We start from the raw sequence: 19,067 nt of genomic DNA on the forward strand, positions 1-19,067 counted from the left end.
CATGAGTGCAGCTTCCAAAGACCGTTTAAAACCAGTTAAAAGCATTTTAGTATCCCAGCCTAAACCTACTGACGTCAACTCTCCATACCTTCAGCTTGCTGAGAAGTATAAATTGAAGATTGATTTCAGGCAATTTATCAAGGTTGAGCCAGTTCCGCCCAAGGAATTCAGGAAGCAGAAAATTGATATTCTAAAGCATACGGCAATTATTTTTACCAGTCGGAATGCGATTGATCACTTTTTCAATATCTGTAAGGATTTCAAAATTGAAATGCCTGCGGAGATGAAATACTTCTGTATTTCTGAGCAAACAGCGCATTATCTTCAGAAATATATTGTCATCCGAAAGCGAAAGTTATTTGTAGGGCAAAAGACCGCTCAGGATTTGTTCGACTATTTCAAAAAACATAAAAACGAAAAGTATTTATTCCCATGCTCGGATATTCGCAAGGATGACATTCCGGAGTACATGGAAAAGCTGGGTATTTCTTATACCGAGGCTATCATTTACCACACTGTGGCTGCAGATTTATCAGACCTTGCAGATGTGAAATACGATATTCTGGCATTTTTCAGCCCATCAGGAATAAAATCTTTGAAGCATAACTTCCCGGATTTTGTGCAGGGGAAAACCAGAATTGCGGCTTTTGGTCCTACGACATCCCAAGCAGTAAGAGATATGGGGCTGATTTTGGATATTGAAGCGCCGATGCCCAACGCGCCAAGTATGACCGGGGCATTGGAACTCTACATCAAAAAGGCGAATAATTTGTAAAAGAAAGAATCATTTTATGTGGTTTTTCAGTTATAATTCTTACACTAGTTAAAAATTGAAGAAATCACTTACTAATGATTAATTTCTGCCGAATGAATGATTTTTTGAGGATTTGGGGCTTTGCCCTTCTATTTTTCGCAGGTACGGGTTTGGCTATAGCACAACAGGATGCCCAGTTTACTCAATACATGTTCAACGGTATGTTTTACAATCCTGCGTTTGCCGGAAAAGACGGAGGCTATAGATTTTCCGCGCTTCATAGAGCGCAGTGGGCGGGATATACCACTGCATCTGGACAGGGAGGTGCTCCAGTTACCCAATTACTTACCGCCCAAGGGAGACTGAACAACAAAAACATAGGCTTTGGTCTGACCATAGTCAACGATCAAATAGGCCCTTCTAATAATCTGGAAATAAATCTTCAGGGCAGTTATCACAAAAAAATCCGAAGAAGCACTCTTAGCATAGGGGGCTATGTAGGGTCCTTTTCCAGTACTTTGGATTATGGAGAGTTAATCGTCGTCAATCCAGAGCCTAATTTGCCTGGATCTGGGAAAGAAAACCAAATGGCCATCGATTTTGGCGTTGGTGCTTTGCTGGACAGGGGTAGCTATTACGTAGGCCTGAGCAGCAAGCATCTGAATCAGCCTACTTTTGATTTTGGAGATGCCAGTTATGCTAACCAGTTAAAGAATCACTCTTATCTATTGTTTGGCTATCGGGTAAGACCGATTGGGCAGCTTAGAATAGAACCAAGTTTGTTAATAAAAACAGTGTCCTTGAATAATTTTTCTTATGATGTAAGCGTTATGGCAACACACCAGAATAAGATTAATGCCGGTCTTGCATTCAGAGGAGAAGAGTCTTTGTCCTTAATTTTAGGCTATAGTTTATTGAAGGACAATTCCTTGAAATTTGGCTATGCGTTTGATTTTGTAGTGAGTGGATTAGAAGCAAAATCTCCGACTAGTCATGAATTTATGCTCAGATATGTCCTTCCGGATGTGACCCAACAAATTGAAAGGGTTATTCAAAGAACCCCAAGATTTAGGTTTTAAAAGTGGGAATTTGGGCAAAGAAGGTCTTTTACGCCTTGAAAATTAAAAGGTTTAAAGTTGGCAGATAATTTGCTTAAATGGAATTTATTGCGCTAAATTTCGATATCTAAGAGTGTTTTAGATTGGGAAAAATTTGATGATTTCAAAAACGTCATTTATGTATAAAAAAATGAATCTTCGCTTATTGCCTCTAACTTTTGGTTTGGCGATAGTGACACTTTTACCGGGCTGCGGTCTTTTTAACAAGAAAGGTTCGGCAAGTGAAAAAGCTAACAGAAGAGGTGAAGTGACGGGGGTGCCTAAGCGTGCGGGATGGTCCCAAAACCTTCCGATCGACATGGTTCCCGTTAAGGCCGGTACTTTTTGGATGGGGCAGTCAGATGAAGACATTGCTTACACCCAATCTTCCATGAACAAGCAGATAACCATTTCTGAGTTTTTCATGGATAAATATGAAGTATCCAACAACAAGTACCGTCAATTTCTAGAAGCCGTTAAGAACGGCGAGTTAGCGACAGGTACACCTACTACCTTAAAAGATCCTCCCACTTTCAATTACGATGAGCTAAGACCAGACACTACTGTATGGAGCACCAGCTTTTCATATCATTATGGAGATCCTTTGATGGAGTTTTATTTTGATCACCCTGCTTTCGATAATTACCCTGTAGTTGGTGTTACTTGGGATCAGGCAAAACAGTACTGCGAATGGAGAACCTATCACTTGAGAGCAAACGATGACGTTGAGTTTGATATGCCAGGTTTTAGACTTCCTTCCGAAGCAGAATGGGAATATGCAGCCAAAGGAGGTAAAGACGTAGCCAAATATCCATGGGGTGGTCCTTATCTTAAAAATAAGAGAGGATGCTTGATGGCAAACTTTAAGCCGGGCAGAGGTAACTACATTGATGATGGATTTGCTTATACTGCTCCGGTGGATGTCTTTGCTCCAAACGGATTTGGCCTATATAATATGTCCGGAAACGTAGCTGAATGGGTAATGGATGCCTATAAAGCTACTTCAAGAGTGGATACTTGGGATCTTGACCCTGTGTATCATGATCCAAACGAGCCTAGAAAAATTGTGAGAGGCGGAAGCTGGAAAGATATTGCTCACTATTTGGAAACTTCCACGCGGACCTATGAATATCAAGACGTAGCTCAAGCTCACATTGGATTCAGAACTGCAATGACCTTCATGGGAAGATCAGGATCTATGGACGTGAAGTCTACCAAAAGAACAAGAAGATAAACCACAATATTAAAAAAAACCTAAACCTTAATTTCTGAATTAAAAATGGCTAGTAAAGGCAATTTCTTTTATTCCAGTGTGATGCCAAAAATCTATGGTATCGGTGCTGCAGTTGTAATCCTTGGTGCGATGTTCAAAATCCTTGATTGGCAAGGTGCAAATATTATGATCGGAGTCGGTCTGACGACAGAAGCGATTATCTTTTTCTTATCTGCATTTGAACCAAGACAAGAGGATGTGGATTGGAGCAAGCTTTATCCTGAATTAGGAGAAGGCGGGAAAAAGTCTAAAGGAGATGACGTTTCCGCTAAACTTGACGATATGCTTTCTAAAGCCAAAGTAGGTCCTGAATTGATCGAAAGCTTGGGTAAAGGAATGCAAAACTTGGCCACATCTGCTCAAAAAATGGGTAATCTGGCTGACGCGGCAGTAGCAACCAACGAATACGCAACCAATGTAAAGACAGCTGCCAAAACTTTGGCAGATATGAATACCTCATACAGCAAAACAGCCGCTGCCTTGACAGAAATGTCTTCCGCTTCTGCTGATGCCAAAGCATACCATGCACAAATTCAAACAGTGACTAAAAATCTTACTGCATTGAACTCTGTTTACGAGATGGAACTTCAGGATGCAAACAGCCACGTGAAGACCTTGAATAAATTCTACAGTAATATGACTGCCGCTATGCAAGGTCTAACTGAAGCAGGCAAGGAAACTGAAGCCTTCAAAAATGAATTGGCTAAGTTGAATCAAAATGTAAGTTCACTCAACAAAATCTATGGTGGAATGCTTTCTGCCATGAAAGGTTAATCTGATCCAAACATCTAAAGATTAGAAAAACAAAAAGATGGCAGGAGCTAAAGAGACACCTAGACAACGGATGATCGGGATGATGTACTTGGTTTTGACGGCCCTTTTGGCCCTCCAAGTAAGTAATCAGATCCTCCAGAAGTTTGTCCTTATCAATGATGGTATGGAGCGAACTTCAAGAAATTATATTTCGAAGAATGAATTCACTGTAACTTCCATTAAGGGTACAGTAGAAGAGCAGGGCAACAATCCCAAGGATTTGCCAAAGGTAGCTGCAGCGCAGCAGGTAAGAGAGGCGACTAAAGAAGTCTATGCTTATTTGGAGGATTTGAAACAGCAGCTTATCACCCAAGCCAATGCTAAAAATGATGAAGGTAACTTTGTCAATTCAGCATTGAAAAACACAGAAGTTCCTGGAAATATGTTTGCCAACAACGGCAAAGGAGATGAATTGAAAGAAAGGCTTAATGCTTTCCCTGCTCAAATTTCAGGAATCCTTAACGGAATCGGAATTACTGGGGTGACTTTCAAGCCAATTGCATTGGACGCTTCAGAAATTGAAATTTTCGCTAACGACCGTGAGGTAAGAGGTAAAAGCTTTACCAACTTGAACTTCGTCAAGTCGCCTGTTGGTGCGGTGATGGCGCTTCTTTCCCAGTTCCAAAACGAAGTTTTGAACATCGAAGGCGAGGCATTGGCACAAATCACCCAATCTATCGGATCATTCTATTTCAAAGCCGATATTTTGGAAGGTAAAATTGCAGCAGTGTCTAACGTTGTTGCAGCTGGTACCAAGTTTCAGGGAGATATGTTTATCGCTTCTGCATCTTCCTCTGCAGCTCCGACCATGACCTTGAATGGAAGAGCTGTTCCTGTGGAAAACGGATTCGGTAAAGTTGAGTTTACAGTAGCTCCAGCTTCCAACTACGATGATAAAGGTCTCGCTAGACAAGTATTGAAAGGTGAGATCGTAACCAATGTAGGTGGAGAGGATCAAGTGATCCCTGTTGAATACGAATACTTCGTGGCTCAGCCTGTGATCAAGGTTTCTTCTGAAGTAGTACAACAGTTGTATGCGGATTGCGCAAACGAATTGTTGATTGAAGTACCTGCTTTGGGAAATACATATTCTCCGGAGTTTGCGATCTCTAATGGTCAATCCATCAAAGGAAGTAAGCCAGGTCAAGTAACAGTTGTTCCAGGTGCTTCAGGAAGGGTTACCATCGGAGTTAGCTCGGGAGGAAATAAAATTGGAGATGTGTCGTTTGATATCAAACCAGTTCCAGCTCCTACAATCAAGGTCGTGGGTTCTAACGGAAGTGAGCTTGACATCAGCCAGGCTCAGGCTATCAATGTTCTTTCCGGAATTAAAATTGTAGCTGCACCAGAACCTACTTTTGCCAGAACTATGGCGAAAGACTCCAACTTTGAAGTGACCGGTGGAGAATTAATTCTCTTGAGAAGTGAAGTGCCTAGACAAACGGTGCCTATCGGTGGTAGCATGAGATCCCTTTTGGAAAGTGCTAGACCTGGTGATGACATTGTCGTTAGGGTGACTCAAGTGACAAGAACCAACTTCAGAGGGAATAAAATCAACTCTGAATTAAGAGAAATCAAGAGGATTGCTGTGAAATAAGCAATCCTCCCAAATACAAAAGTTATGAAACGATTTGTGCAAAAAATTTTCCTTGCTGCCTTAGCCCTAGCCTCCTTGGCTCCTTTGGCATCAAATGCTCAAGTGGCTACTAGTGTCAATCCATCTGGCTTTGGTGATCGGCAATTTGACATGGATACTGTGTATTCCGTCAAGAAGATCAGGGAAGATGACAAAATGTATCAAATCTCTGTATGGAGGAGAATCGATCTGCGGGAAAAATACAACTTGAGTCTTTACGGTTCCGGAGATAATAAAGCCAATGGAATCGTAAGCCAAATCTACAAAGCAGTGGTAGATGAAAATGCCTTAGAAGTATTTGCTGATGATAATTTCACTCGCCCTCTTTCTATTGCAGAATTCCAGGAAAACTTCTGGCTGTCTGCAAATGGAGACTCCATCTTCGTAAAACAATTGTATTACCTTGATTTCAAGGAAGATTTTGTATTTGAAAAGCATCACTCAAAAACCATTTTCGATATCAAATATCTTGAATTGGTGATGCCTTCCATTACAAATGCCAATGCAGGTCAAAAAACAATCGCCTATATCCGATACAAGGATTTCGTTGATTATTTTAAAAATCATCCTGAGGCAAGATGGATCAACTTTCAAAACATTTCTAAAAGCTTGACCTATGATGAAGCTTTTGAATCTAGATTGTTTAGGTCTGTGGTGAGAAGGTTTACCAACCCGGATGAAGCTCTTATCGCTGACTTGGTGAAAGGAGATCACCCCAACCCGGAAATGCAGGCATATTTAAATGCGCTGGCATTCGAATACAAACTACTAGAATTTGAAAACTCTCTTTGGGAGTGGTAAAATAAAAAGGGGCTTAGGCCCCTTTATTTTTTTCTTTCCATTCTAATAAAATTTTTGCCCGGCTGGAACCTATGACTTCTGTCAATTCTTGCTCAGTAGCCTCTTTTATTTTTTTTACAGATTTAAAGTGCTTTAAAAGCCTATCTGCTGTGTTTTCCCCAATTCCAGGAATAGCGGTCAACTGCGTTCCAAAAGCGTTTCTGCTTCGGACTTTTCGATGAAATGTAATAGCAAACCGGTGGGCTTCATCTCGTATCCGCTGCAATAATTTCAAACTTTCAGACTTTTTATCTATGTGAATTGGATAAGAGTCTTCGGGAAAATAAATTTCCTCCAATCGTTTGGCGATTCCTATCACGGGCATTTTCCCGTACAATCCTATTTCCTTCAAGGCTTCCACAGCTGAAGAAAGTTGCCCTTTCCCTCCATCAATTACCACTAGTTTAGGGAATGGTTTTCCTTCTTCCTGAAGTCGCTTGTACCTCCTGGATACGATTTCTTTCATACTGGCAAAGTCATTGGGACCTTGAACTGTTTTGATATGAAAGTGTCGATATTCCTTGACAGCAGGTTTTCCGTTTAGGAAACAAACCATACTGGCAACAGGGCTTGTTCCTTGGATATTGGAGTTATCGAAGCATTCGATATGATCGGGAACTTCAGGCAGGCTAAGATCCTGTTGAAGCTGTTTGATGACTCTGTCCTTTTTGTCCTGATTGAGTCCTTGGAGTAATGCTTTCTCTTTTTTATAGTAGAGGGCATTTTTTAAGGAAAGCTCTATGAGTTTTTTCTTGTCCCCAATTTTCGGGACACTGATATTAAGTCCTTCGATCGGGTTTTCAAATGGAATATTGACCAAGGTTTCCTCGGCATCACTTTGGAATTGATCTTGAAGCCGGATAAGAGCAGTCAACAAAAGTTCTTCTTCAGATTCTTCTAGGCGCTTTTTCAACTCTACATTTTTGGAGGTGATCATGGCGCCATTTTTCACACGCATGTAATTGACATAGGCGGTTTTTTCATCTGCCACTAAAGTACAAACATCCAAATTTGAAATGCTTGGGTTGGTGATAAGAGATTTGGCTTGGTATTTTTCCAGTAGATCAAGCTTCTCTTTCATACGATGGGCCTTCTCAAATTCAAGGCTTTCCGCATGAGCCTGCATTTCTTGTTTGAAATAGGATTTTGCCATCCCCAAATTTCCTTTAAGAATGTGCTTGGCATGATCTAAATCCTTGAGGTAATCTGCTTCTCTTTGGAATCCTACACATGGGCCTTGACAATTGCCAATATGATATTCCAAGCATACTTTATATTTTCCTTCGGCGATTTTATAAGGGGAAAGATCAAGCTTACAGGTTCGGATGGTGAATAATTCACGGATAAGATCCAATACATTATTCATCGCTTTGACACTTGCAAAAGGACCGAAATATGTTCCTCGTTTTGGAATCAGTTTTCGGGTTTGAAAGATTCTAGGATAATTTTCCTTGGTCACCAACAGGTAAGGATAGGTTTTGTCATCCCTCAACAAAATATTGTATTTGGGCTGGATCTTTTTGATCAGATTGTTCTCCAAAAGCAAAGCGTCAAGTTCGGAATCCACCAGAGTGATTTCAATCCGGGCGATTTCCTTGACCATTCTTCTAGTCTTGAGATTGCTTCCTGAGAGTTTGTTGAAATAGCTGCTCACCCTTTTTTTAAGGCTCTTTGCTTTTCCGACATAGATCAGCTCATTCTCAGAATTGAAGTATTTGTAGACTCCTGGATGATCCGGGAGTTGCAAGTGATCTGTGGGTGAGAAGGAGGAAGACTGCATGGTTTAAAATTAAAAAAACAGACCGGGAATCGATCTGTTTTAAAATTTTCAAATAAACTTGATTTTAGAAATCGTTCTTTTTGGCATCGTAATCAAAGTCGGCGAAGCGTTGGCTTTCCTGCTCATATTTGTCACAGTTGATCTCGATGCTTAGTGGCCTTTCAGGTCTCGGGAATGGACCTTTTTTATATCCGAGAGATGGGTCTGAATAGACTTTGGTCATATATTTCACCCAAATTGGGCGTGCAGTTCTACCCCCTTGGCCAGCTATCCAACTTCTGAAGTGAATGGCTCTGTCATCTCCACCTACCCAAGCTCCAGAGACCAGATCTTTGCTGACTCCCATATACCATCCATCAGATGCATTTTGTGTAGTTCCGGTTTTACCGCCAAGTTCATTTCCTTCTCGTAAAGTCCATGGAACTCCCTGTGAGGTCCCTTCATCTTCTTCAAAACCACCTCTCAGCATATAGAGCATCATGTAGGCATGCTCTTCGGTCATGGCAGGGCGTTTCTTTGGAGTGAATTGTTGGATGACATTTCCATTCTTGTCCTCGATCCGATCGATATAGAACGGTGTGGTATGTTCTCCTTTATTGACAAAAGTGCTAAAGGCTCCAACCATTTCGAAAACAGAGACATCATTCACCCCGAGAGCCAAAGAAGGCACCTCTTCCAAGTCACTGGTAACTCCGATTCTCTTGGCGGTCTCCATCACAATCCTTGGACTCAGTTTTTTCATCATGTAGGCTGTGACCGAGTTGACGGATTTTGCCATTGCCTTACGGATGGTCATTTTTTCATAGCTGAATTTTCCATCTGCGTTGGAAGGACTCCAGGCAGGTTGACCTGGTATGTAAACTTCCACTGGTTGATCCACTACAGAATAGCAAGGGCTATATCCATTTTCTATAGCGGCGGCATATACGAATGGTTTGAACGTAGATCCAGGCTGTCTCTTACCCTGCCTTACGTGATCAAACTTGAAGTACTTGTGGTCAATTCCTCCCACCCAGGCTTTGATATGGCCGGTATGCGGATCCATGGACATAAAGCCTGTTTGAAGGAATTTCTTATAATATCTCAAAGAATCCATGGTACTCATCAGGGTGTCGATTTCCCCACTTTCCCAAGAAAAGATTCTCATTTTCTTTTTCTCATTGAGTTTGAGATTAATGGAGTCAGTGTCGTTACCATACCGGACTTTTAGAAGTCTGTAGGCTTCCGTTCGCTTCACGGCATCTTCGATGAAATTCGGGATTACCCTCCAGCTTTCATCAATCCATGGCTCACGATTGCCCATTTCTTTAAAGAAAGCTTTTTGTAACTCGGACATGTGCTCACTGACAGCCTCTTCAGCATAGCGCTGCATGCGGCTATCAATCGTCACGTAGATCCTTAATCCATCCCCAAATAAATCATAGGAAGAACCATCTGATTTGATGTTTTCCTTAGACCACTTCAACAAATCAGCCTTTACTACCTCTCGGAAATAAGTCGCCAAACCTTGGTTATGGTTTTGGACTTTGTAATCCAATTCGATTGGAAGAGCAGAAATGGAGTCGTATTCAGCTTTGGTCAAGAAGTCATTTTTTACCATTTGGTACAAGACTGTATTTCTTCTTCTCAAAGAATTATCCGGGTTGAAGACTGGGCTGTAATAGGTAGGGGCCTTAAACAAACCTACCAAAACCGCAGCTTCTTGGATTTCCAATTCATGAGGATCTTTGTTGAAGAAAGTCCTGGATGCCGTTTTGATTCCGTAGGCATTGGAGCCGAATTCTGATGTATTCAGATAAAGGGTTAAAATTTCATTTTTGGTATAGGCCTTCTCGAGTTGGGTGGCAACAATCCATTCCTTGGTTTTGATGATAAGCATCCGAAGCCCCGGAATATTGCTCAAGAATCCCTGGCTGGCATCGTTTCGGGTTTTGAAAAGGTTTTTGGCAGTTTGCTGGCTAAGGGTAGATCCACCACCGGCATCCTGGCCCAAAAGGATAGATTTTACGAAAACTCGGATCATGGCCTGAAGGTCAATTCCAGAATGATCTTCAAATCTTTCGTCTTCTGTAGCGATGAGTGCTTGAACAAGTTTCGGAGAAAGCTCTTCGTACTTTACAGGACTTCGGTTTTCTCTGGCATAGGTTCCCAAAAGAATTCCATCAGCAGAATACAATTCTGAAGCGAGTTCACTTTCAGGGTTTTCGAGAGCCTTGAAATCCGGGAGATTTCCAAAAAGCCCTAAGAAATTCACGCTGACCATCCATACAAAAAGGATGAAAAGTACAACTCCTCCCAGGAAAGCAATCCAGAGATATTTTATGGTTTTACCGGCCCATTCGGGGAGGGTTGGTTTGACAGTTCTAGACATAGTTTACTGATACATACTTCGGAAGAAGTTCAAATATTCTTCCACGTTTTTGGTTTTATTCAGAATCTGAAAATTTTCGATGGAAATAAAGAAAGAATTGGCTTTCACCTGATCTGACATTCCGTCTGATTTGAATTCTTCTTTGAATTTCTGATAGTATCCCAAAGCAGTTTCTGAATTGCTAAATGGGCTGATGATATAGATCGCCTGTTGAGGCCCCATATTCATATTTCCGGTTCTTAATCTTGAATTTTTGAATTGGGTAGCATGGAAGTTTTCTAAATCCCCTAACAAGTTTTTAGCTTTTTCCAGTTCCTGAGGAGTCATCCCGATTACAAAGATATGAGTCTGCGCTTCGTTAACCTTATACGGAGTGTTTTCAGGGATTTTTCTTCCGGTGGTCAAACTTGATTTTTCCGCCAACAGAGCAGTAGAATCTTCTTCGCTTGATTTTTCGGTTTCAAGTTTTGCAAGCTCTTCCTCCGAGAGCAAAGGTCTGAGCATATTTCTTGCCAATTTCGTTAAACCTTCATCTTTCGAGTTTTCGATGAAAGCCTCTAATCGGGACTTGAATTTTTCCCTCGACTCAAGTTTTCCTACGACCATTACATCCAAAAGGAGAAGTTTCTCCGTGTTTCGCGTTAGCGGGTATTGCTGGAGAGTCGAGCGAATCGTCTGTGCTGCAGAAGGATAATTTCCCGCATAGTAATCATTGTAAGCGGATTCATATCCTTTGGAGGACTCCACGTAGGCCAGATTTCCGGAAGCAGCCTCTGGATTGTTGACAGAGTAGGTGTATTGTGAATCCGGATATTCCCGATTGAGTCTTCCTACATACTGTTGGAAGTTTCCTCCGGTATCTTTTTGAGCAAGGTATAAAAGGTAATAGGCTTCAGGTTTTCGGGAAGAGCTCGGATAGTTCCTGATGAGAGTCTCGAGGTTATCGATACTCAACAAAGGCTCATTCAATTCGAAATACAGAAGTTTTCCTAATTCGAAAAATGATTCCTCCAATTCTGCATTGATTTTAATATTCTCTTGGGGAGAATTCGGGATTTGGGAGAGTAGGCTTTCTTTGGTCGGTAAAGAGGCCAAAATGGAATTTTGAGAGGAGTTAGCCGAATCTGGACTTGCGACAGCAGGACCGGATTGTCCAGAAGTCTGGAAAATAGCCGACCTTCTTCTCCAGTTATCCTGAAGTGGTCGATTTCCCCAGTTTCTGTTGAATTCTAGGGCTCCTTGCTGCATAGCCACTCCGTTGTCAAAATAAAAACTGGACCCGGTTTCTCTTCCGCTGAATGCCAATAGGTTGTTGAAAATATTGTTGTTTTTGGGCTGTTGTTTGGCTGCAGCTTCACGGATCAATCGATCTTCCTCAGATTGAATGAAGGCCAAGGCCCAAGATTCCTGCTCTTCCGGAGTTTTACTTGCCAAATAAATCAAGCTGTCATTGAGGAGAATTCTCTCCGTATGAAAAACATATTGGTCGAGTACAATTTTTTTATTTTGAATATCCAGTGCGACAGGATCCTCTGCTTTGATGAATGTGAGAGCACTATCCAGGTAATATTTGGTAGCCCGGTAATCCTTGAATTCCTCCAAGTTGATTTGAGCTAGCTTTTGGTAAATGTAACCCTTGATTCTCGGGTTGCTTCCAGGCTCTTTTGCGGCTTGATGGAGAAGGTTGACAGTCAATGAAATATCCCCTTGTTTTTCCTCAAATAGCGCCTTTTCATAGATCACAACATCTTTGAGGTCTTTATTTTTGGAGTCTCTGTAAAGATCATCATAGTAGTTTCGCACCCTTCTCAAATCTTTGGAAGCGTTGAGCTCAGCGACTTGCTGGGCATACAGGGTGGCATAAAAACTCCGCTCATAGGGGGGATTCCCATCTTTGGATTTGTTGTAATAGTCATACGCCAAGGCATCCAATCCCTCCCGCTGGTAGCGTTGGGCTAAGATGAAATTGATTCTGGATTTTTCTTTGGCGTTATCTACATACTCCAAGGCCCGGTCTAAAGCTCCAATTACTCCATTGGGATCTTGACGCGACTCATAATAGTAGGCGAGAGTCCGGTAAAGTTCATAGCGGTTTTCATCATTGATCCCGGACTCCTTGGAAAGATAATCGATGGTGAAATTGGCATTCTCAATTTCCTTTCTGTCGATGTAAAGTCTTAAAAGACTGATCAGAGTTTTGTGCCGGAGGTCTTTGTCTTTGCTGGTACTATTGACATACTTGAATGCATTTTGGGCATCATCCTGTTGAGCTTGCAGGTAGTCTATTTTCCCTAAAAGGAAATAGCTGTCATCCACCCATTTTGAAATTCGGTGCCATTCAATTGCTTTGGAGGACAATTCTCTAGCAGAGTCCAGTTTTTCTTTGTTTTTCTGGATAGTTGCGGAATCTATGGGGATAAAAACGGGCAATACTTGGGTGAAATCTTCCTTGTAATTTTTAGAAACTTGGTTTTCGACATCCTTGATTTTCTGATCTGCCAAATAATAGGCATTAAAATGTGAGGTCAGGTTGTGAAATGCCCTGTTGGTAAAGGTGTTGCGCTCGGAAGAGCACGCCAAAACAAAAATAAAGAGGCCTCCCAGGAGGAGATGGATTTTTCTCATTTCAAAATTTACCCAATTCGAATACCAAAATAGCCTTTTTGCTTAGTTTGGAACGAATCCCGTGCCGTAAAATTGGAATGACCTCAAATAGTTAACTGAATTGAGTGATCTTTAGAAATATTTAACTTGGCGATATGCAAAATCAAAACCTACCCAAGTCTTCCAAGCCTAATCGGGAAACCCCTGTTTACGTCAAATATATTGGGCTTTCCTTTCAGCTATTCGCCATTATTGGAGGGGGAACTTGGCTGGGTTGGTGGATTCAGCAAAAAAGTGAAATGAAGTTCCCAGTCTGGATATTGGTAGGATGTTTTGCTTCGATTGCTTTGGCTTTTTATCAGCTCGTCAAATCCATGCAGCAGGATAAATAGGAGAGTTTGGCTTTTTGGGGTAGTTTTGCACTCTTGAAAAAGAGAAATGATGAAACTGCTGAAAAATTTCCATGCTAGATTTTGGGTTGTCACGTTTTTGTTGGCTGGATTGATCTGGATTTTACAACAATTGCTCCCAAATGCGGTGTCAGAATCAGTCTGGTCAATTTTTCTTTTTATGGTGATCCTCTCTTATATAGTCAGTGCAGGTTCAAATTGGTTATATGGTCAATCTCCAGAAAATTTCCTGCAAATCAAGCTTTTGGGCATGGTAATTAGGATTTTGGCATCCTTAGGGTATATCGCATGGGTAGTACTGGCCGGAGAGAAGAATATTATTCTGTTTATCTCCAATTTCTTTATTCTTTTTTTGTTCTACCTCATTTTTGATATCTACACCTTTATAACTAACTTGCGCCCGATTTCGAAGTAGCCCTCAAAAATAAGAGTTGATGACGCGCAAATTTCTGTTCCTAAGTCTTTTACTTTCAGCTCTTTTGCTGAGTTTCTCTTCTGCCGGTTTTGCGGCAGGTTCTCAGTCAGAAGAAGGTGGTGAAGATCCAACTGGATTCATCATGCACCACGTGAAGGATTCACATGAATGGCATTTTTTCAATATTGGACATACTCATGTCACCCTTCCGCTTCCTGTAATTACCTATGCTTCTGATAGAGGGTTGGAATTTTACATGTCTTCGGATTTCCAAAATCATGAGACCCATCAATTTGGAGAGGAAAATGCACACAATGGTATTTTCATCGATTCACACGAGCATTTAGGTAGAGTTGATGGAGGAGCGATCCTCGATTTCTCCATTACCAAAAACGTCGCGATGATGTTTATCGTGATTGCATTGGTGCTGTACATGGCGCTTTCTGCAGCGGGTCATTACAAGAGAAACGGTGCTGTAGCCCCTAAAGGAGTAGCTTCCTTGGTAGAGCCTATTGTAATCTTTGTGAGAGACGAAATCGCAGAAAAATCAATTGGCCCTAGATACAAGAAATTTGTTCCTTATCTGCTGACACTTTTCTTCTTTATCTGGATTGGTAACTTGCTTGGCCTTCTTCCGGGTGCGGCAAACTTGACCGGTAACATTGCGGTGACCTTTACTCTGGCGACTTTGACCTTTATTTTGGTCAATATCAACGGTAATAAGGATTATTGGAAGCACGTATTCGCTACACCAGGAGTTCCTTTGCCACTATTGCCCATTATCGTGGTAGTAGAATTCATCGGACTTTTCACTAAGCCATTCGCCTTGATGGTCCGATTGTTTGTGGCTATCACTGCAGGTCACATTGTAATCCTGGCCTTCATTGCCTTGGTATTTATCTTTGAATCTTATGCGATCGGTGTAGTAAGTACGCTGATGGTAACCTTTATCAATATGATCGAATTGTTGGTGGCAACTATTCAGGCATATGTCTTCACCCTGTTTACAGCAATGTACATCGGTGGCGCTGTGGCTGAACACGCACATGACGATCACCATTAATTAGAAATTTCTTTGTTCAATTTATAAATCTAACGTTATGTTAACTTCTATCTTATTGTCTGCTGGATTGGCTCTTATGGGTGCTGGTATCGGTGCAGGTATTGTTGCGATTGGCGCAGGACTTGGTATCGGTCGAATCGGTGGCCAGGCAATGGAATCTATCGCCCGTCAGCCTGAGGCTGCTGGTAAGGTTCAGACTGCTATGTTGATCATCGCAGCTTTGATCGAGGTGGTTTCCCTGTTTGCAGTAGTAGTTTGTCTACTTATTGCATTGAATGCAGGCGGTATCGCTTTCTAAGAAAAAAGAGCGGGGATTGGCGCTAGGCCAATCCCTTCTTATTGAACAAACACGAAATTATACCTATACAACATGGATCTGATTTTACCTAGTTCTGGACTGATATTCTGGCAATTGATCGCCTTCCTGGCACTTTTGTTTATTTTGATCAAGTTTGCCTGGAAGCCAATGTTGGCTGCGCTAGAAGAGCGAGAAACCAGCATCGACAATGCATTGAAAGCTGCTGAGCAAGCCAGAAATGAAATGGCTAGCCTGAAGGCTGAAAACGAAAAGTTGCTTCAGGATGCTCGATTGGAAAGAGATACTATCTTGAGAAAGGCTCAGGAGGCTTCTGCAAAAATGATTGAGGAAGCAAAATCCGAAGCAGGAAAGCAGGGTGCTCTAATGATCGAAAATGCCAAAGCTGTAATTGAAACTGAAAAGAAAGCAGCCTTGACCGAGGTGAAAAACCAAGTTGCGTTGTTGACTTTGGAGGTAACAGAGAAATTGCTCAGAAAGAATTTGTCCGAGGACAAAGCTCAGAAAGAGCTTGTGGACGAATTTATCAAAGACCTTAAGCTTAACTAATCTCGTTCCATGTCAAACCATAGAGTAGCTTCCCGATATGCCAAGTCCATTTTGGATCTTTCCGTAGAGAAAGGTCTTTTGGAAGAGGTATTTGAGGATTTTAAGGCTTTGGCGGCAATGGCAAAAGCAAACAGAGAACTGGGCCTTGCGCTGAGTAATCCTGTTTTGAGCTCTGATAAAAAATTAAAGGTGTTAAAAGCACTTTTTGCCAAAAAGTCCAGTCCGATCACTATTCCGTTTTTTGAGATTGTATCAAGAAAAAACAGAGAAGACATCCTTTTGGATATTGCCAAAGAATTTGTTGCTCAGTATAATCTTCACAAATCCATACAGGTTGCTGAAGTTACTGTAACTACGGCTTTGACAGAATCCCAAAAAACTCAGCTAGTAAGTCTAGTAAAGCAAATCAGTGGTTTGAACACCGTGCAATTGGTGGAGAAAATCAATCCTGATTTGATTGGTGGATTTGTGTTGAGAGTCAATGACCGTCAGTTGGATGAATCCCTAAGCAGCAAATTGAAGGCTTTGCGCGTTCAGTTTTCTCAAAATCATTACGAAAAACAGTTTTAACGAATATATCTAATCGTATCATATCATGGCAGAAGTAAGACCTGATGAAGTTTCGGCCATCTTGAGAGAACAACTCTCCGGTGCCAGAACCGAAGCCGAACTAGAAGAAGTGGGTACAGTCCTCCAAGTGGGGGATGGTGTAGCCCGTATCTATGGACTTTCCAAGGCTCAGGCTGGTGAATTGCTGGAGTTTGACAATGGTCTTAAGGCCATGGTCCTCAACTTGGAAGAAGACAATGTAGGTGCTGTACTTTTTGGTGACTCTAAAGAAATCAAAGAAGGAGATACCGTAAAGCGTACCAAAAAGATTGCTTCCATTCAAGCAGGTGAAGGCATGCTTGGCCGTGTAGTGGATACTTTGGGTAACCCTATCGACGGTAAAGGCCCTATTGCAGGCGATTTGTATGAAATGCCTTTGGAGCGTAAAGCCCCTGGTGTAATCTACCGTCAGCCAGTAACTGAACCTCTTCAAACTGGTATCAAATCTATCGATGCCATGATTCCAATCGGTAGGGGACAAAGAGAATTGGTAATCGGTGACCGTCAGACTGGAAAGACTGCCGTGGTAATCGATACGATCTTGAACCAAAAGGAATTTTACGACAAGGGTGAGCCAGTATTCTGTATTTACGTAGCCGTAGGACAGAAAGCATCTACCGTAGCGGGTGTTGTTTCCGCTTTGGAAAAAGGTGGAGCTCTTCCCTATACAGTAATCGTATCAGCATCTGCGGCAGATCCTGCTCCGATGCAGTTCTTTGCTCCATTTACCGGTGCAGCTATCGGGGAATTCTTCCGTGATACCGGACGTCCTGCTTTGGTGGTTTATGATGACCTTTCCAAGCAAGCAGTGGCTTATCGTGAAGTTTCTCTTTTGTTGAGAAGACCTCCGGGACGTGAAGCTTATCCAGGTGACGTATTCTACCTTCACTCAAGATTGCTAGAAAGAGCAGCTAAGATCAACAAGTCTGATGCAATCGCTCAGCAGATGAATGATCTTCCTGAATCTATCAAGCCTTTGGTAAAAGGTGGAGGTTCTTTGACCGCTCTTCCAATTATCGAAACTCAAGCCGGTGACGTATCTGCCTACATCCCAACCAACGTAATCTCCATTACTGACGGGCAGATTTTCTTGGAAACAAACTTGTTCAACTCCGGTATCCGTCCTGCGATCAACGTAGGTATCTCCGTATCCCGAGTAGGTGGTAACGCGCAGATCAAGTCCATGAAGAAAGTTGCGGGTACTTTGAAGCTTGACCAGGCACAGTTCCGTGAATTGGAAGCTTTTGCCAAGTTCGGTTCTGATTTGGATGCTTCTACCAAACGTACCATCGAAAGAGGTCGTCGTAACCAGGAGATCTTGAAGCAGCCTCAATACTCCCCGGTATCTGTGGCGCATCAGGTAGCTATCATCTACGCTTCTACAAGAGGTTTGATGGACAGCGTTCCTGTAGAAAAGGCAAGAGCATTCGAGAAAGAGTTCTATACTTTGTTGGATGCATCTTATCCAGAAGCACTTCAGCTTATCCTTAAAGGGGATATCGACGGAGCAGGAAAAATCCTTGCTACTGCAGCGGCTGAATTGTCTCCTAAATACGCTAAATAATTGATTTTATTCCCGGCTGGGGAGTCCCAGCCGGAACTTTATAAAGTACAAAGCAATCTCTGATGGCTAACCTTAAGGAAGTAAAGCAAAGGATCAACTCGGTAATCTCTACGCAACAGATCACCAAGGCCATGAAAATGGTTTCTGCGGCAAAATTGAGAAGAGCGCAGGACAAAATCGTCCAGATGCGTCCTTATTCCCAGAAGTTGACCAACATCCTGAATAATGTCTCTGCTTCTGCTGAAGGAGCTGCTGATATCGCTTACGCTCAAAAGCGAGAAGCAAAGAAAGTACTTCTTATTCCTGTCACCTCTGACAAAGGTCTTTGCGGTGCTTTCAATACCAATATCATCAAGGCTACTAATTCAGCGATCGCCAACCAGTTTGCAGGAGCTGAGATCACCATTCTTCCAATTGGAAAGAAGTCTTTTGAATATTTCAAAAAATCCTCTCATTCTTTTATCGGTGAGTTCTATGGCGTGTTCGGAAATTTGTCTTTCGATACGGTAAGACAGGCAGCTGAATTTGCCATGAATAGTTTTGTCGCCGGTGATTTTGATCAGGTGTACTTGGTGTACAATGAATTCAAAAACGTAGCCACCCAAGTTGTGCGTACTGAGCAATTCCTTCCAATGGCTCCACAAGAGACCACTGAAGTAAAAACATCAGAAACTGACTATATCCTAGAGCCATCTAGAGCTTACATCATTGAAGAGCTAGTACCTACTTCCTTGAAAATACAGTTCTACAAAGCAGTATTGGAAAGTAATGCTTCTGAACACGGCGCCCGAATGACGGCTATGGATAAGGCTACAGAAAATGCAGGGGACTTGCTAAAAGAATTGAAACTGATGTATAACAGAACCCGTCAGGCGGCGATTACCAACGAGATCCTTGAGATCGTAGCTGGTGCCAACGCATTGGGAGGAAAATAACATCACAATAGATCCAAACTCAGAACCACAGCTCCAAG

Annotated in this window: 17 protein-coding genes; 14 read left to right on the forward strand and 3 right to left on the reverse strand. The window is 42.0% G+C overall.

Annotated features, from left to right (window positions below; translation table 11 throughout):
- Position 1 precedes the first annotated feature (1 nt).
- From G458_RS0117595 to porN, 6 genes are all read left to right on the forward strand, one after another.
- The gene (locus G458_RS0117595) at positions 2–775 is read left to right on the forward strand and encodes a uroporphyrinogen-III synthase (RefSeq protein ID WP_026953060.1); all 774 of its coding nucleotides are present in this window, start codon (positions 2–4) and stop codon (positions 773–775) included.
- A 92-nt stretch (positions 776–867) separates the two neighbouring features.
- The gene (locus G458_RS0117600; RefSeq protein WP_035468508.1) at positions 868–1,833 is read left to right on the forward strand and encodes a PorP/SprF family type IX secretion system membrane protein; all 966 of its coding nucleotides are present in this window, start codon (positions 868–870) and stop codon (positions 1,831–1,833) included.
- 157 nt (positions 1,834–1,990) lie between these two features.
- Positions 1,991–3,085: a T9SS ring complex lipoprotein PorK/GldK gene (porK, locus tag G458_RS0117605; RefSeq protein WP_026953062.1), complete on the forward strand. Its 1,095-nt coding sequence runs from the start codon at positions 1,991–1,993 to the stop codon at positions 3,083–3,085.
- Positions 3,086–3,130: 45 nt separating this feature from the next.
- Positions 3,131–3,898, forward strand: a complete 768-nt coding sequence (gene porL, locus G458_RS0117610; RefSeq protein ID WP_026953063.1) for a type IX secretion system motor protein PorL/GldL — start codon at positions 3,131–3,133, stop codon at positions 3,896–3,898.
- Between the two features lie 37 nt (positions 3,899–3,935).
- Positions 3,936–5,534: a type IX secretion system motor protein PorM/GldM gene (porM, locus tag G458_RS0117615; RefSeq protein WP_026953064.1), complete on the forward strand. Its 1,599-nt coding sequence runs from the start codon at positions 3,936–3,938 to the stop codon at positions 5,532–5,534.
- Between the two features lie 24 nt (positions 5,535–5,558).
- Positions 5,559–6,374, forward strand: a complete 816-nt coding sequence (gene porN / locus G458_RS0117620; RefSeq protein ID WP_026953065.1) for a type IX secretion system ring subunit PorN/GldN — start codon at positions 5,559–5,561, stop codon at positions 6,372–6,374.
- Positions 6,375–6,387: 13 nt separating this feature from the next.
- On the opposite strand, the gene uvrC is transcribed toward porN, so the two are convergent.
- The 3 genes from uvrC to porW all read right to left on the reverse strand — a co-directional run bounded on the left by uvrC (position 6,388) and on the right by porW (position 13,189).
- On the reverse strand, positions 6,388–8,193 hold the full coding sequence (gene uvrC, locus G458_RS0117625) for an excinuclease ABC subunit UvrC (RefSeq protein ID WP_026953066.1): 1,806 nt from the start codon (positions 8,191–8,193) through the stop codon (positions 6,388–6,390).
- A gap of 64 nt (positions 8,194–8,257) precedes the next feature.
- Complete coding sequence (locus G458_RS0117630) at positions 8,258–10,564, reverse strand: penicillin-binding protein 1A (protein WP_026953067.1); 2,307 nt, start codon at positions 10,562–10,564, stop codon at positions 8,258–8,260.
- A 3-nt stretch (positions 10,565–10,567) separates the two neighbouring features.
- On the reverse strand, positions 10,568–13,189 hold the full coding sequence (porW, locus tag G458_RS0117635) for a type IX secretion system periplasmic lipoprotein PorW/SprE (protein WP_026953068.1): 2,622 nt from the start codon (positions 13,187–13,189) through the stop codon (positions 10,568–10,570).
- A 134-nt stretch (positions 13,190–13,323) separates the two neighbouring features.
- Here porW and G458_RS0117640 point away from each other — a divergent pair, with 134 nt between their 5' ends.
- The 8 genes from G458_RS0117640 to atpG all read left to right on the forward strand — a co-directional run bounded on the left by G458_RS0117640 (position 13,324) and on the right by atpG (position 19,029).
- Complete coding sequence (locus tag G458_RS0117640; protein ID WP_026953069.1) at positions 13,324–13,560, forward strand: AtpZ/AtpI family protein; 237 nt, start codon at positions 13,324–13,326, stop codon at positions 13,558–13,560.
- Between the two features lie 49 nt (positions 13,561–13,609).
- Positions 13,610–13,993, forward strand: a complete 384-nt coding sequence (locus G458_RS0117645) for a hypothetical protein (protein ID WP_026953070.1) — start codon at positions 13,610–13,612, stop codon at positions 13,991–13,993.
- Between the two features lie 19 nt (positions 13,994–14,012).
- Positions 14,013–15,056: a F0F1 ATP synthase subunit A gene (gene atpB, locus G458_RS0117650; RefSeq protein ID WP_026953071.1), complete on the forward strand. Its 1,044-nt coding sequence runs from the start codon at positions 14,013–14,015 to the stop codon at positions 15,054–15,056.
- Between the two features lie 37 nt (positions 15,057–15,093).
- Positions 15,094–15,354, forward strand: coding sequence for an ATP synthase F0 subunit C (gene atpE / locus G458_RS0117655; RefSeq protein ID WP_026953072.1), 261 nt, complete (start codon positions 15,094–15,096; stop codon positions 15,352–15,354).
- A 72-nt stretch (positions 15,355–15,426) separates the two neighbouring features.
- Entirely contained in the window at positions 15,427–15,921 is a 495-nt protein-coding gene (locus G458_RS0117660; protein ID WP_026953073.1) for a F0F1 ATP synthase subunit B, read from the forward strand.
- Between the two features lie 9 nt (positions 15,922–15,930).
- A complete protein-coding gene (gene atpH, locus G458_RS0117665) occupies positions 15,931–16,491 on the forward strand; it encodes an ATP synthase F1 subunit delta (RefSeq protein ID WP_026953074.1) in 561 nt (186 codons plus the stop codon).
- 25 nt (positions 16,492–16,516) lie between these two features.
- A complete protein-coding gene (gene atpA, locus G458_RS0117670; RefSeq protein WP_026953075.1) occupies positions 16,517–18,094 on the forward strand; it encodes a F0F1 ATP synthase subunit alpha in 1,578 nt (525 codons plus the stop codon).
- 62 nt (positions 18,095–18,156) lie between these two features.
- Positions 18,157–19,029, forward strand: a complete 873-nt coding sequence (atpG, locus tag G458_RS0117675; protein WP_026953076.1) for an ATP synthase F1 subunit gamma — start codon at positions 18,157–18,159, stop codon at positions 19,027–19,029.
- The last annotated feature ends 38 nt before the right edge of the window (positions 19,030–19,067 follow it).

The sequence above is a fragment of the Algoriphagus mannitolivorans DSM 15301 genome, from assembly GCF_000429425.1.
GTDB lineage: Bacteria > Bacteroidota > Bacteroidia > Cytophagales > Cyclobacteriaceae > Algoriphagus > Algoriphagus mannitolivorans.

Coding starts and splice junctions, on each gene's coding strand:
- uvrC (WP_026953066.1), bottom strand. CDS start 8,193: ATGCAGTCTTCCTCCTTCTCACCCACAGATCACTTGCAACTCCCGGAT.
- porL (WP_026953063.1), top strand. CDS start 3,131: ATGGCTAGTAAAGGCAATTTCTTTTATTCCAGTGTGATGCCAAAAATC.
- atpB (WP_026953071.1), top strand. CDS start 14,013: ATGACGCGCAAATTTCTGTTCCTAAGTCTTTTACTTTCAGCTCTTTTG.
- porN (WP_026953065.1), top strand. CDS start 5,559: ATGAAACGATTTGTGCAAAAAATTTTCCTTGCTGCCTTAGCCCTAGCC.
- G458_RS0117660 (WP_026953073.1), top strand. CDS start 15,427: ATGGATCTGATTTTACCTAGTTCTGGACTGATATTCTGGCAATTGATC.
- G458_RS0117595 (WP_026953060.1), top strand. CDS start 2: ATGAGTGCAGCTTCCAAAGACCGTTTAAAACCAGTTAAAAGCATTTTA.
- atpE (WP_026953072.1), top strand. CDS start 15,094: ATGTTAACTTCTATCTTATTGTCTGCTGGATTGGCTCTTATGGGTGCT.
- G458_RS0117640 (WP_026953069.1), top strand. CDS start 13,324: ATGCAAAATCAAAACCTACCCAAGTCTTCCAAGCCTAATCGGGAAACC.
- atpG (WP_026953076.1), top strand. CDS start 18,157: ATGGCTAACCTTAAGGAAGTAAAGCAAAGGATCAACTCGGTAATCTCT.
- G458_RS0117645 (WP_026953070.1), top strand. CDS start 13,610: ATGAAACTGCTGAAAAATTTCCATGCTAGATTTTGGGTTGTCACGTTT.
- G458_RS0117600 (WP_035468508.1), top strand. CDS start 868: ATGAATGATTTTTTGAGGATTTGGGGCTTTGCCCTTCTATTTTTCGCA.
- atpH (WP_026953074.1), top strand. CDS start 15,931: ATGTCAAACCATAGAGTAGCTTCCCGATATGCCAAGTCCATTTTGGAT.
- porM (WP_026953064.1), top strand. CDS start 3,936: ATGGCAGGAGCTAAAGAGACACCTAGACAACGGATGATCGGGATGATG.
- G458_RS0117630 (WP_026953067.1), bottom strand. CDS start 10,564: ATGTCTAGAACTGTCAAACCAACCCTCCCCGAATGGGCCGGTAAAACC.
- porW (WP_026953068.1), bottom strand. CDS start 13,189: ATGAGAAAAATCCATCTCCTCCTGGGAGGCCTCTTTATTTTTGTTTTG.
- porK (WP_026953062.1), top strand. CDS start 1,991: ATGTATAAAAAAATGAATCTTCGCTTATTGCCTCTAACTTTTGGTTTG.
- atpA (WP_026953075.1), top strand. CDS start 16,517: ATGGCAGAAGTAAGACCTGATGAAGTTTCGGCCATCTTGAGAGAACAA.